This is a genomic window from Geodermatophilus sp. SYSU D00525 (genome assembly GCF_054050475.1).
Genome location: NZ_JBJGZK010000001.1, coordinates 61,620 through 74,481 on the forward strand (window position 1 = coordinate 61,620; position 12,862 = coordinate 74,481).

The window sequence follows — 12,862 nt, forward strand, 5'->3', positions numbered from 1 at the left end:
GCGCCGACGGGAGGACCCGTGACCTCCGTGCCCGAGCCGCCCCCTGCGGTGACGACGCCGGACGCGCCCCCGCGGGGCGGCGCCGACGTCCGCCCCGTGGTGGCCGGGGTCGACGGGTCGCGGGGCGGGCTCCGGGCGGCGCGGCTGGCCGCGCAGGAGGCGGCCGGCCGCCGGACGACGCTGCGGCTGGTGCTCGCCGTCCCCGGCCCCGGCGGCCGGACCCGCCCGCCGGACGAGGTGGTCGACGCCGTCGAGGTGCTCCGCACCGCGTGCGGCCTGGTGCTCGACGCCACCGCGGCGGAGCTGCGCCGTGCCCACCCCGGGCTGACGATCGCCCCCCTGCTGGTCGACGGCGACGCGGTCGGCGTCCTGCGCGACGCCGCGACCGGCGCCCAGCTGCTGTGCCTGGGCGCCTCCGGCTCGGGCAGCGCCCGTGACCCGCTGGGACCCACCGCGGCCGCCGTCCTCCGCGCGGCGCCCTGCCCGGTCGCCGTCGTCCCGGTCCGCACCGGCCGGTCCGGTGAGCGCAGCGGCGTGGTCGCCGGGCTCGACGCCGGGCCCGGGACCGAGGCGGTGCTCGTCGAGGCGCTGCGGGCGGCGGCGCCACGCGGCACCGGCGTGGTGGCCGTGCACACGTGGGCGCGCGGGTCCGTGCTCCCGCTGTCCGCCGCCGAGCGCCTGGTCGACGACGCGGCCGCGCAGCACCGGGCCGAGGCCCTCCTCGACGACCTGCTGGCCCGCGCGGGAGCGGTCCGCGACCAGTGGCCGGACGTGCCCCTCCGCGCGGTGGTCCGCCAGGGCCGCGCGGCCGAGACCCTCCTGGCCGCGGCGCTCACCGCGGAGCTGCTGGTGGTCGGGCACCGGCGGCACGGGCCGCTGGGCCGGCCGCTGCGCCCGGTCACCTCCGCGGTGGTGCACTCCGCCGGCTGCCCGGTGCTCGTGGTGCCGCTGCCCCTCCCGCCGGCCGGGGCGGACGCCGCCGGCTGAGCGGGCGGCCGGCCGGGCTCAGCGGCTCCGCTGGACGGCGGCGACGAGCTCGGCGGCGACGACGCGCAGCTTGCGGTTCCGGTGCTGCGACTCGCGGGCGAGCATCGTGAACGCCTCGTCCGCGGTGCAGCCGTGCTGGGCCATGAGCACGCCCTTCGCCTGCTCGACGACCGCCCGCGACTGCATCGCCCGGCGCAGGTGGCGGCCCAGCTCCTCGGCTCCGGCGTAGGCCGCGGCGTGGTCGACGGCGCCCGCGGCGAACCGCGCGAAGGTCTGCGCCGCCTCGAGCGCCGCGTCGTCGGACGCCCCGCCGTCGGTGCGGTAGAGGTTGAGCGAGCCGACCACCCGGTGGTCGAGCGGCATCCCGACCGACAGGACCCCCGTGACGCCGTGGCGGCGGGCCAGCGCGGCGAAGTCGCGGTAGCCCTCCTCGGTGGCGGTGTCCGGGATCGTGACCGTGACCCCGCTCGTGGCCGCGTCCGTGCAGGGGCCGAAACCGGCGTCGTACTGCCGCTCGTCCAGCTCGGCCGCGACCGGCCCGGTCACGCCGACGGTGACGGCGCCGGCCGAGCGCACCAGCGTCACCGAGGCCTCCGCGGTCCCGGCGAGGGCCGCGGCGGCCAGCTCCGCGACCCGGGTCAGCGTCGCGGCGAGCGACGAGGGGTCCAGCTCGACACGGCTGAGCTCCAGGAGGGCGTCCTGGAGACCGTGCCGCTCGCGCGGGCCGTCGTCGGCGGGCATCGGGTCCCTCCGTCCGTCGGAGGAGGCCCAGTCCACGCGCCCGGCGGTCGCGGCCGCAGTGCCGAACGTCCCGGCAGGCAGGGCCGGTCAGCCGCCGCGCCCGCGGTGCCGAGGAGCGCAGGCTCGGCGCGTGCCCCGGACCGTCGTCCTCCAGCTCGTCGCGCTGCTCGGCGTCGTGGTCGCGATCGTCGACGCGCTGCGCGACTCCGACGGCGACCTGCTCCTGCTGCTGGGCGCCGTGGCGCTCGTGCAGCTGGCCGCGCTCGCGGCCCGCGCCCGCGGCCGCTCGGCGGTCGCGCTGCGGCCGGACCTCGCGGGCTGGCTGCACCGGCAGGCGGCGGCGACCGGTGAGCCGGTGGAGCGCCTGGCCGACCGCTGCGTCGCCGCCTACCGGGCCGGCCTGACCGGGACACCGGCCGAGCGGTCGTGACCACCGCGACGGGCCGGGCGCCGGCCGCGACCGCCGTCCTCCGGCTCACCGCCGGCACGCCCGCCCCGCCCGGCCAGCTGGGCGGCAAGGGCGCGTCGCTGGACCGCCTCGTGCAGCGCGGCACCCCCGTCCCGCCGACCGCGGTGGTGACCGCGGACGCCTACCGCACCGTGGCCGCCGACCCCGGGCTGGCCGCGTTCCTCACCACCCTGCGCGGCGGGGCGCCGGTACCGGCCGCCGAGGTCGACGCCGCCTTCCGCGCCGTGCCGGTGCCGCCCGCGCTGGCCGCCGCCGTCGTCGCCGCCGCGCGCGAGGTCGCGGCCGGCCGTCCCCTGGCGGTGCGCTCGTCGGCGACGGTCGAGGACATGGCCGCGGCCTCGTTCGCCGGCCAGTACCGCTCGTCGCTCGACGTCGACCCGGAGGCGGTCCTCGACGCCGTCCGGCTCACGTGGGCCTCGCTGTGGCACCCCGCCCCGGTCGCCTACCGGCGGGCGTGGGGCATCCCCGACGGGGACGTGGCGATGCCCGCGGTGCTCATGCGGATGGTGCCCGCCCGCTCGGCCGGCGTGGTGTTCACCGTCGACCCCGGCGGCGCTCCCGACCGGGTGCGGGTGGAGGCGGTGCAGGGCCTCGGCGAGTCGCTGGTCTCCGGCGCGCGCACCCCGGAGGTGTTCCTGCTGCCGCGCGGCGGCGACCCGGACCCCGCGCTCCCCGTCGCGGTGCGCGAGGCGACCGCGCTGGCCCTGCAGGTGGAGCGGGACGAGGGCCGGCCCCAGGACGTCGAGTGGGCGTGGGACGGCACGCGGACCTGGGTGGTCCAGGCGCGCCCGATCACCACCGGGCCCGCGCGTACCGACGACGGCTGCGACACCGCTCCCGACGACGACGAGCTCACCACCGAGGGCATCGGCGAGACGCTGCCGGGCCTGCTCCCTCCGCTGGTGTGGGACGTCGCCTCGTTCCTCGTCGAGGAGGCACTGCGCGAGGTCCTCGGCAGGCTGTGGGGGCTCCCGGCCGACCGGACCGGCCCGCACGAGCTGGTGCGCCGGGTCCGCGGCCGGGCCGCCCTCGACCTGGACCTGATGCGGGCCGCGGCCCGGGCGGTGCCCGGCGGCTCGGAGGCCGAGCTGGAGCGGCAGTACCTCGGCGCCCCGGTCTCCGGTGCCGCCGTCCCCGGTGCCGCCGTCCCCGGTGCCGCCGTCCCCGGTGCCGCGACGGGACGGCGGGCCCCGTGGTGGCGCACCGCGCGGCTGCAGCTGCGGGCCGGCACCGCCCGCCGCCGCGCGGCCGTCGAGGCCGGCGTCGTCCTGGGTGCTGCCGACGCCGTGCTGGCCGACCCGCCCGCGCTCGCCGACCTCGACGCCGCCGGGCTGCTGGCCTACCGCCGGCGGCTGGTCGACCTCGGCGCCCGCGCGACGACCGTCGAGCTCGCCGTCGCCTCCGCCGCCGTCGCCGCCTACCGGGAGCTGGAGGCCCGCCTCGCCGGGCACCTCGGGGAGGAGTCCGCGGCGGCCTGGGCCCAGCGGGTGACCGGGGGCGGCGCGACCGGCCGCGACCGGTCGCCGGCGGCGTCCCGGTCGGTGTTCGCCGGCCCGACCTGGGCCGAGACCGGGCAGGCGGCCGTCCCCGCCCCGCCCTCGCGCCGGGAGGAGCGGGACGCCGCCCGCGCCGCGCTCGAGGAGGACCTGCGCAGCCGCCCGCGGTGGCGGCGGGTGCGCGTGCTCACCGGCCAGCTGGTCGACGTCCGGATGCACGTGCTGCGCCGGGAGGTCACCGACGCCACCGCGGGGCTGACCCGGCGGGAGGACGTCAAGGCCGCCGTCCTCGCCGTCGGCGGCGAGGTCCGCCGGGCGCACCTGGAGGCCGGCCGCCGGCTGACCGCCGCCGGGGTGCTGGCCCGCGCGGAGGACGTCGACCTGCTGCGCGACGCCGAGCTGGGCCCGGCGCTGGACGGCGCTCCCCCGCCGCCGGCCGAGCTGGCCCGCCGCCGCCGGTGGCTCGACCAGCGCGCCGCGGACCCGCCCCCGCCGCTGCGCTGGACCGGCGTGCCCGCGCCCGCCCCGGCCGCGGTGCTCCACGGCGACCGCCTGTCCGGCTGGGCGGCGAGCCCGGGACGGCACACCGGCCGGGCCCGCGTCCTGACCGAGCCGCGGCCGGAGCTGCTGGCCGAGGGCGAGGTGCTCGTGGCCGCCGCGACCGACGCCGGGTGGTCCCCGGTGTTCCTGCGCGCGGGCGCGATCGTCGTCGAGCGCGGCGGGCCGCTGTCGCACGCGGCGATCGTCGCCCGCGAGCTCGGCCTGCCGGCCGTGCTCAACCTGCCCGGTGCCGCGGCGGTGCTGGACGGGCGCACGGTCACCGTCGACGGCGACACCGGCACCGTGCTGCTGCACCCCGACGGGGAGCCGGCGTGAACCCCCGCCGGGTCCGCGAGGACTGGTGGGACGACGCCGACGTCGACCGCGCGCAGATCTTCGTGCCGGCGATCCTGGGCGCCGGGCTGCTGATCTCGGGCGTCACCCTGCTCCGGGACGCGCTGCACGGCCGGCACCGGCGCGGCCGCGACCGCGAGACCGAGCTGCACGCCCGCGCCGCCGCGGCGTTCGTGCGGACCGGCGCGCCGCCCCACACCGCCCTCGCCGCCGGCCTGCGGCCGCGGGTGCACTACCTGCTCCTGACCCTCACCGCGGGCGGACTCGCCGTCTACGGCGCCCGCGGTGCGACCAAGAACTACGCGCCGGAGACCGGCATGTTCGCCGGGACGGCGTGGCTCTACGCGCTGCTGCTGCTGCTCGTCGCCGGGCTGGGCGCGGTCGCCACCTGCGCCGCCGTCGCGCTGGTCACCTGGCCCGACCCGCCGGCCCGGCTGCGCCCGCTGCTGGCCGGCACGCCCCTCGGGCAGCGGCCCGGCGACGGCACCCGCCGCGGTGTGCTGCTGCTCGGCTGGGCCGCGGTGCTCACCGCCGCCGCCGCGGTGCAGTTCGTCTTCACCACCGCCGGGGCGCCGCAGCTGCTGGCCGAGATCGACGACGAGGTCGGCCGCCGCAGCGACGCCCTGCTGCCCTGGGACGTGCTGGGCAGCGTGCCGGTCGCGGTCGGCCTGGCCGTGCTCGTCGGCCTCGTCGGCCGGCGCTGCGCCGTGTTCTCGCTGGGCGTGCTGGCCGTCACGGCCGCCGTCCTGGTAGCGCAGGCCGTGGTGGCCGACCGGCTGGAGCGGGCGTACCCGCCGGACGGTCCGCTGGCCGGGCTGACCGGGTCGCTGCCCAGCGCGCCGGTCGTGCAGGCCACCCTCCTCGCCGGCTTCCTGCCCCTGGCCGTGTACGCCCGCACCCGGCGCCGCGGGCCGGCCCTGGCGATGCTCGCCGTCACCGCCGCCGTGCTGGCGGTGGTGGTCGTCGACGTGGTGCGCAGCCGCTCCGCGTGGCCCTCCGACGCCGTGGCCGGGGTGCTGGCCGGCGCCGCCGTCGTCCTCGCGTCCTGGTGGGCGCTGGAACGGACCCGGTGGCACCGCGGGTGCTCCGGCTGCCCGTGGGAGGCCCCGGCCGACACCGCCGCGGGGCCGGGCCTGCTCCGGCTCCGCCCGGACGAGGAGACCGCCGTCCGCCGGCTGGCGCGCGGCTGGCTGCTCGGCATGGTCACGCTGTTCACCTCGCTGGCGCTGGTCGAGGGCCTGCCGGTGGCACCCGAGGGTTCGGCGATCGGGCCCTCCCTCAGCCGGTGGCTGCAGCTGGGGCTCCTCGGCCTGGCCGCGGCGGCGCTGCTGGTCGCACGCCGGTGGCAGGCCGTCGGCGCCGTGCTGGCCGCCGTCGCCGGCACCGGGCTGGCCGTCTTCGCCGCCACCACCTACCAGCCGTGGGTCAGCGTGCTCATCGGGGTGGCGTTCCTCGCGCCGGCGGTCGGCCTCTGGCTGGCCTGGCAGCACCGCCGCACGATGCGCTCGGTGGTGACCCTGGCGATGGTCACCGGGCTGCTCCTCGCCGGCACCACCGGGGCGGCCGCGGAGGTCCACGACCGCCTCTTCGGGCCGCTGCACCCGCGCTCGGCGGCGCTCGCGCTGCCGGTCGAGTCCGTGGAGTGGGCCTGGTCGGGCGGGGTCACCTCGAGCGGCGCGCGGGTCGTGGCCCTGCTCGACCGGCCGGACGCGCGGGAGGCCCGGCTGGTGGTCGAGCCCGAGGACGGCGGGCCCGTGGTGCGCTCGGCCGCGGTGGCCCCGTCGGCCGACGGCGTCGTGCGGCTGTCCGTCGACGGGCTGACGCCGGCCACCCCCTACCGCTGGACCGTCGAGGTCGACGGCGACCCCGACGGCTCCCGCGGCACCGGGCGGTTGACGACGATGCCGGAGGGGCCGGCCTCGTTCACGCTCGCGGTCGCCTCCTGTGCGCGCACCGGCTCCAGCGGCGCGGTGTTCGACGCGGTCCGCGCCGTCGACCCGCTGCTGTTCGTGCACACGGGCGACCTGCACTACTCCGACGTCCCCGCCGACGGTGACGCGGCCGCGTTCGGTGAGCGCTACACCCGGGTCCTCACCGCTCCCGCCCAGGCGGCGCTGTACCGGGCGGTGCCGGTGGACTACGTGTGGAGCGACCACGACTACGGCGGGGAGAGTGCCGACGCCGGCTCCCCCACCCGGGACGCCGCGCGCGCGGCCTACCGCGCGTACGTCCCGCACCACGTCCTCGCCGAGGGCGGCGGCGGGTCCATCGCCCACGCCTTCACCGTCGGGCGGGTGCGGGTCGTCGTGACCGACACCCGGTCGGAGCGGACGGCCACGTCGATGCTGGGCGCGCGACAGCTGGCCTGGCTCGAGGAGGAGCTGGTGACCGGCAGCCGGTCGCACGCCGCCGTGCTCTGGGTGAACCCGGAGCCCTGGGTCGCCCCGGACGAGTCCGGCCGCGACGACTGGGGCGGGTACGCCGCCGAGCGCCGGCGCATCGCCGACACCCTCGCCGCGGCGGACGTCGCGAACCTCGTCATGGTCAGCGGGGACGCGCACATGGTGGCCGTCGACGACGGCACCAACACCGACTTCAGCACCGCCGGCGGTGCCGGGTTCCCGCTGCTGCACGCCGCGGCGCTGGACTCGCCGGGCAGCGTCAAGGGCGGGCCGTACAGCGAGGGCGCGTTCCCCGGCGCCGGGCAGTTCGGGACCGTGACCGTCACCGACGACGGCGGCGACACCGTCGGTGTCGAGCTCGCCGGCCGGGACTGGCGCGGGGACGTGCTGGTGTCCCTCAGCGTGACGCTGCCGGCGCCGGGGTGACCAGCGCGGCGAGCTGGTCGCGCAGCGCCGCGGTGAGGACCGGCAGGTCGGGCACCCGGTCGGGGTCGGCGACCGCGGTGACGGTCAGGGTGCCGGCGTAGGACAGCGCGTCGAAGGAGACGGTGACGTTCCCGGCCTCGCCGGAGGCGATCGGCAGCACCTGCTCGACCGGCCGCCCGGCGAGGCCCAGCGGGGTCGGCGGTCCGGGCACGTTGCTGACCAGGGTGTGGAACCGGTGCTGGTGGCGCAGCCACCAGCGGTAGGCACCGGTCGCGGCGAGCAGCCCGAACAGCGACCCGAGCAGCGCGGTCAGCGGCGGGCCGGTGGCCGCGTCGCGGGCCCGCCGGACCGTGCCCGCGAACCGGCGCAGCCGCTCCTGCGGGTCCCCGGCGGCCGGGACGGCGACCACCAGCGGGGTGGTCGCGTTGCCGAGCTCGGTGACCCCGGCCGCCCGCCGCCCGGTGACGACGACGGTGACCGCCACCGGGTCGACCGACTCGCCGCGGCCCTCCAGCAGGGCGCTGAGCGCGCCCGCGACCGCGACGAGCAGCGCGTCGTTCACGGTGCCGCCGGCCCGGTGGGCCGCCGCCCGCAGCGGCTCGAGCGGCACCTGCACCGCCGCCGTCCGCCGCCGGGGTCCGGTGCGCGCCAGCAGGCTGCACGGTGCCGCCCGGGCCGGGCGGAGGCCGCCGGCCGACCAGCCCGCGTCCCGCACCAGCCGGACCGCCGCCGGCAGCCGGGCCACGGCCCGGGCGCGGCGGCGCCAGGCGTCGGCCGCGAGGGACCGGTAGGGCGGCAGCAGGCGGGGCGGCGTGCGATCGGGCGGCGGGCCGCCGTCGGCGAGGGAGGCCAGCAGCGCCAGCCCGCCGATCCCGTCGGCGAGCACGTGCGACAGCACCACGACCACCGCGCTGCGGCAGCCGGGCAGGCCGGGGACGACGACCGCCGCCCAGCCGGGCCGGCCCGCCGGCAGCGGGGTGGCTACCAGTTCCGTGGCCAGGTCGAGCAGCGTCTGCGTGTCCCCGGGGCCCGGCACGGTGCGGACGTGCGCCGCCGGGTCCGGGCGCGGCTCGTCCACCCAGACCGGCCGGCCCGCGCCCGGGGGCACCCGGACCAGCCGCTGCCGCAGCCGCCGCACCCCGCCCAGTCGCTCGGCCACGACGTCGGCCAGGTCCCCGCTTCCGACCCCGTTCCCCGGGCCGAGGACGAGCAGCGCGCCGAACTGCATGGGCGCGCCACCGCGGCCGAGCGCGCGCATCCCCAGGTCCTCCGCGCTCGCCCGGAGCACGGGGCCGGTCACCGCTGCGGGACGGCGAGGCCGCGGCCGCCCGGGACGGCGGCGACCACCCGCCGGGCGAGCCGGTCCATCACCGCCTCCTCGTCGACGGGGACGGCGAGCACGCGCACCCCCGCGCCGGCCAGCCGCTCGCTGGGCGCGCCGCCGGTTCCCGGGACGGGCCGCAGCGGCAGCAGCCGGGCGCACACCCGCTCGCGCAGCTCCGCCGAGTTCCGGCCGACGCCCCCGCTGAACACGACGGCGTCCCAGGTGTCCAGCGTCGTCGCCGCGCCGGCCCCGGCCATCGCGACCGACCGGACGAGGACCCGGAGGGCGAGGTCGGCGGCCCGGTCGCCCGCGGCGAGCAGCTCCCGGACGTCGGTGCGCCCGCCGGAGAGCCCGGCCACGCCGGACCTGCGGTGCAGCAGCTCGCGGACGGCGGGCACCGACCCGTCGGCGAGCTCGACCAGCCGCAGCACCACCTCCGGGTCGAGGTCCCCGCTGCGGGTCAGCGACGGGATCCCGCCCGCCGGGCTCAGGGCCATGGTGGTCGAGCGTGGCCGCCCGTCCTGCACCGCGCTCACGCTGCAGCCGCTGCCCAGGTGGACGACGACGGCGCCACCCAGGCCCGGGAGGAGGTCGACCACGCTCTGCACCGCCAGTCCGTGGAAGCCCCACCGCCGCAGCCCGGCGGCCCGTGCGTCGGCCGGGAGCGGCAGGGTGACCGCCTCGTCGGGCAGGTCGGCGAAGAACCCGTCGTCGGGGACGAGCACCACCTCGGCCCCGGGCCAGCAGGTGCGGGCCTCGTCGAGGACGGCCAGCTGCCGCGGCAGGTGGAGGGGGTCCAGGTGCGCCTCGGCCCGCAGCCGGTCCACCAGCGCCGGGTCGGCGCGGCGCGGCCCGGTCAGCAGCCGGCTGCCGTGGACCACGCGGTGGGCGACGACGTGCGGGTGCAGGCCGCGGCGGGCCAGCACGTCGGCGACCTCGGGCAGCGCGCCGGCCCAGCCGCCGGGCAGCCGGGCGCGCTCGACGGAGGAGCCGGTGCCGGTGACGGTGACGTGCGCCGGCTCGCCGCCCGGCCCGTCCCGCAGGCCCGCGATCTCCACGTGCACGCGGAGGTCGGGGTCGCGGACGGCGGCCTTGAGCGAGGACGAGCCGACGTCCAGGGACAGCACGACCGGCGGGCCGGCCGCGGCGGGCGGGGAGGGCACGGACCGAGGCTCCCGGGGCCGGGTCAGGGGCCGGGAGGGCCGAACGACCCGGCCGGGGCGCGGGAGGTCACGACCGGCTCGAGCAGCACCACCGGGTCTGCGGGCGGGACGACCACGCGGGGGAAGGCGGCCCGGTAGGCGCGGACGGCGTCCTCGCGGCCGGGCGTTCCGGGCCGCAGCAGCCGGGCGCGGAAGGCCAGGACGCGCCCGCCCCGCCGGACGCTGACGGGCCGGGGCCCGCCGTCGAGGTTCTTCCACCACGTCTTGCCGGCCGCGCCGCCCACGAGGACGACGAGGTCGTCGCCGGCCGGCGCCACCATCACGGGCAGCTCGTACCGCCGGCCGGTGCGGCGGCCGGTGTAGCCGAGGACGACGAGGTGCTGCCCGAGCACGCGGTGCGCCGGGCCGCGGGCGAGCGCGCGCACGACCGGGCCCAGCACCCGGTGGCGGACCGCCACGACGGCCTCAGCCGACCAGCCGCTCGAGCGCGGTGGCGGCGAGCAGCCGGGCCCACCACGGCCGCCGGACGCGCGCCGTCGGACGGGTGCGCCGCCAGAGGCGCCGGGCCGGCCGGACGGCCATCGCGCCGCCCTTCATGCTCACCCAGCCGCCGGGGCCCATCGTCACCTTCGCGACGGCCCCGCTCGGCCGCCGCGCGAGACGGGACGCCACCGCGACCGCACCGAGCACGACCTCGGCGGTGGTGACCACGCGGGTGACGTCGACGACGGGGTGCCACCGCACCCGGCCGTCGCGCACCTCGAACGCGCCCAGCGGCCGGGCGCCGGCCATCTCCGCGGCGGGGCGCCGCCCGGTGCGGGGGTCACCGGTGCTCGCGGTGTGGCTGGTCGACCGCGACGCGGTGATCACCGTGGCGCCGTCCCGTTCCACGGGCGTCCCGAACGCCGTGCTGTCGCTCACCGGTGCGGTGCTGTCGGTCATGGGTCCTCCCCGGTCGGTCGTCGGGTCGACCGTCACACCCGCGGCCCGGTCACCCCCCGGGGTCGGAGGTCCCGGGTCCGGGGACCTCCGACCCCGGGTCACCGGGCCGTCGGAGCACCTCGTGCCGCCCGCACCCCGTCCCACGCGGCGGACACGGCGGCGACCGCGCGGTCGACGTCGGCCCCCGTCGTCGTGGCGTTGGACACCGACACCCGCACCAGCCGCCGGCCGTGCCAGGTGGTCGCGCCCATCCAGGCCTCGCCCGACCGCTGCACCGCCGCGACCACCGCGTCGGTCGCCGCGTCGTCGCCGAAGCCGAGCAGCACCTGGTTGAGGACGACGTCGTTCGCGACCTCGACCCCGTCGAGCTCCGCCGCCCGCTCGGCGAACCGGCGGGCCAGCGCGCAGCACCGGTCGACCAGCCCGGCGACGCCGCTGCGCCCCAGCTCCCGCAGCGCCGCCCAGGTGGCGAAGCCCCGCGCCCGCCGGGAGGACTCCGGCACGAGGTCGCTGGGCGACCGCACGCCGTCCTGCCCCTGCCCCGTGAGGTACGCCGCGGTGAACGACATCGCCGCCCGGTGGGCCGCGGGGTCGGCGCACAGGACGTAGCCGCTGTCGTAGGGGACGTTGAGCCACTTGTGCCCGTCGGTCGCCCAGGAGTCGGCGGCGGCCAGCCCGGCGACGTGGTGCCGGGTGGACGGGGAGGCCGCGGCCCAGAGCCCGAACGCGCCGTCGACGTGCACCCAGGCGGCGGCGCGGTGCGCCACGTCGACGGCGCCGGTGAGGTCGTCGCAGGCCCCGGTGTTCACGTTGCCGGCCTGCAGACAGACCACCCGGGGTCCCGGTGGCAGCCCGGCGAGCACGCCGGCGAGCGCGGCGACGTCGATGCGGCCCTGGCCGTCGGCGGCCACCGGGACCACCGCCCCCGAGCCCAGGCCGAGCAGCCGCAGCGCCCGGTCGATCGTCGCGTGCCGCTCGACGGAGGCGACCACCCGCACGGCCGGCGCGCCGGTCAGGCCGTCGCGCTCCACGTCCCACCCGGCGTCCGCCAGGACCCGGTGCCGGGCCGCGGCGAGCGCGACGGTGTTGGCGGCCTGACCGCCGGTGACGAAGCCGACGGAGACGCCGGCCGGGAGCCCCAGCAGGTCCGCGAGCCAGGCGCCGGTCACCTCCTCCACCGCCGCGGCCGCCGGGGAGGTGACGGCGTTGAACGCCGGCTGGTCCCAGCCGACGGCGAGCACGTCCGCGGCCGTGGCGGCCGGCAGCGCGCCGCCGACCACGAACCCGAAGTACCGCGGGCCGGTGGTGGCCACGAGGCCCGGCTCCACCGCCGCGACGAGCTCCTCGACCACCCGGGCGGGGTCGGTGGGCCCGTCGCGCAGCGACCCGAGGGCCGCCCGCACCGCGGGGGCGACGTCGGGCGGGGGCGCCACCGGCGCGTCCGGCACCCGCGCCCGGTAGGCCGCCACGCGGGCGGCCGCGTCGGCGAGCAGCGCGGCGAGATCGGCCACGGCGGGGTCGGCCACGGCGGGATCGTGCCACCGGACGGGTCCCGCCGGGAGGTCCCTGCAGCCTAGCGCCGGGTCCCGCGCAGGCGGAGCAGGGCGAGGAGCGCGGTCACGGTCCCGACGATCCCGCCGACGATCCCGAGCCAGAGGACCACCCGGACGGTGACCTCCCAGCCGGGGCCGAGGTCGAACGGGAAGACCTGCAGCACGCGCACCGTGGCGACCAGCCCGACGACCGTCGTCACCAGCGTCCCCGCGGGCACCGACCCGCCACCGGGCCGCGCCAGCTGCACGAGTCCCACGACGATCCCGGCGACGAGCACGGCGTCGACGTACGGCAGGACCCGGGTCGTCTCGTCGGTGAGGAAGGGCACGACGTCCCACCCCGGCCACACGTGGATCAGCAGCAGGAGCACCGCGTCGGCCAGCACGGTGGCGGCGGCGCCGGCGCGGCGGCCGGCCGTCGACGGCGGGCGGGTCCGCAGATCGGTCACGCCCCCGATGCTGGGA

Annotated in this window: 11 protein-coding genes; 4 read left to right on the forward strand and 7 right to left on the reverse strand. The window is 79.8% G+C overall.

Annotation, left to right across the window (positions count from 1 at the left end; translation table 11 throughout):
- Nucleotides 1-18: 18 nt before the first annotated feature.
- Nucleotides 19-987, forward strand: a complete 969-nt coding sequence (locus ACI796_RS00295; protein WP_456939247.1) for a universal stress protein — start codon at nucleotides 19-21, stop codon at nucleotides 985-987.
- An 18-nt stretch (nucleotides 988-1,005) separates the two neighbouring features.
- On the opposite strand, the gene ACI796_RS00300 is transcribed toward ACI796_RS00295, so the two are convergent.
- A complete protein-coding gene (locus tag ACI796_RS00300) occupies nucleotides 1,006-1,728 on the reverse strand; it encodes an ANTAR domain-containing protein (protein WP_456939248.1) in 723 nt (240 codons plus the stop codon).
- A gap of 130 nt (nucleotides 1,729-1,858) precedes the next feature.
- Here ACI796_RS00300 and ACI796_RS00305 point away from each other — a divergent pair, with 130 nt between their 5' ends.
- Genes ACI796_RS00305 through ACI796_RS00315 form a run of 3 tightly spaced genes read left to right on the forward strand, consistent with a single transcriptional unit; the run spans nucleotide 1,859 to nucleotide 7,415 of the window.
- Nucleotides 1,859-2,158 (forward strand): hypothetical protein, encoded by a 300-nt coding sequence (locus tag ACI796_RS00305; RefSeq protein WP_456939249.1) that lies wholly within the window; start codon nucleotides 1,859-1,861, stop codon nucleotides 2,156-2,158.
- Nucleotides 2,155-4,569, forward strand: coding sequence for a PEP/pyruvate-binding domain-containing protein (locus ACI796_RS00310; RefSeq protein ID WP_456939250.1), 2,415 nt, complete (start codon nucleotides 2,155-2,157; stop codon nucleotides 4,567-4,569). The genes ACI796_RS00305 and ACI796_RS00310 overlap by 4 nt, the downstream gene beginning before the upstream one ends.
- Complete coding sequence (locus ACI796_RS00315; RefSeq protein WP_456939251.1) at nucleotides 4,566-7,415, forward strand: alkaline phosphatase D family protein; 2,850 nt, start codon at nucleotides 4,566-4,568, stop codon at nucleotides 7,413-7,415. The genes ACI796_RS00310 and ACI796_RS00315 overlap by 4 nt, the downstream gene beginning before the upstream one ends.
- On the opposite strand, the gene ACI796_RS00320 is transcribed toward ACI796_RS00315, so the two are convergent.
- From ACI796_RS00320 to ACI796_RS00345, 6 genes are all read right to left on the reverse strand, one after another.
- Nucleotides 7,387-8,673, reverse strand: coding sequence for a wax ester/triacylglycerol synthase domain-containing protein (locus ACI796_RS00320; protein WP_456939252.1), 1,287 nt, complete (start codon nucleotides 8,671-8,673; stop codon nucleotides 7,387-7,389). The two genes, ACI796_RS00315 and ACI796_RS00320, sit on opposite strands and share 29 nt — an antisense overlap.
- A 38-nt stretch (nucleotides 8,674-8,711) precedes the next feature.
- Nucleotides 8,712-9,902: a hypothetical protein gene (locus ACI796_RS00325; RefSeq protein ID WP_456939253.1), complete on the reverse strand. Its 1,191-nt coding sequence runs from the start codon at nucleotides 9,900-9,902 to the stop codon at nucleotides 8,712-8,714.
- Between the two features lie 23 nt (nucleotides 9,903-9,925).
- Entirely contained in the window at nucleotides 9,926-10,360 is a 435-nt protein-coding gene (locus tag ACI796_RS00330; RefSeq protein WP_456939254.1) for a nitroreductase/quinone reductase family protein, read from the reverse strand.
- Nucleotides 10,361-10,367: 7 nt separating this feature from the next.
- Nucleotides 10,368-10,844 (reverse strand): hypothetical protein, encoded by a 477-nt coding sequence (locus ACI796_RS00335; protein WP_456939255.1) that lies wholly within the window; start codon nucleotides 10,842-10,844, stop codon nucleotides 10,368-10,370.
- A 98-nt stretch (nucleotides 10,845-10,942) separates the two neighbouring features.
- Nucleotides 10,943-12,370 carry a pyridoxal phosphate-dependent decarboxylase family protein gene (locus tag ACI796_RS00340; protein WP_456939256.1) on the reverse strand — a complete coding sequence of 476 codons (1,428 nt, stop codon included), beginning with the start codon at nucleotides 12,368-12,370 and terminating at the stop codon, nucleotides 10,943-10,945.
- Between the two features lie 47 nt (nucleotides 12,371-12,417).
- Nucleotides 12,418-12,846 carry a hypothetical protein gene (locus ACI796_RS00345; RefSeq protein WP_456939257.1) on the reverse strand — a complete coding sequence of 143 codons (429 nt, stop codon included), beginning with the start codon at nucleotides 12,844-12,846 and terminating at the stop codon, nucleotides 12,418-12,420.
- Nucleotides 12,847-12,862: the final 16 nt, after the last annotated feature.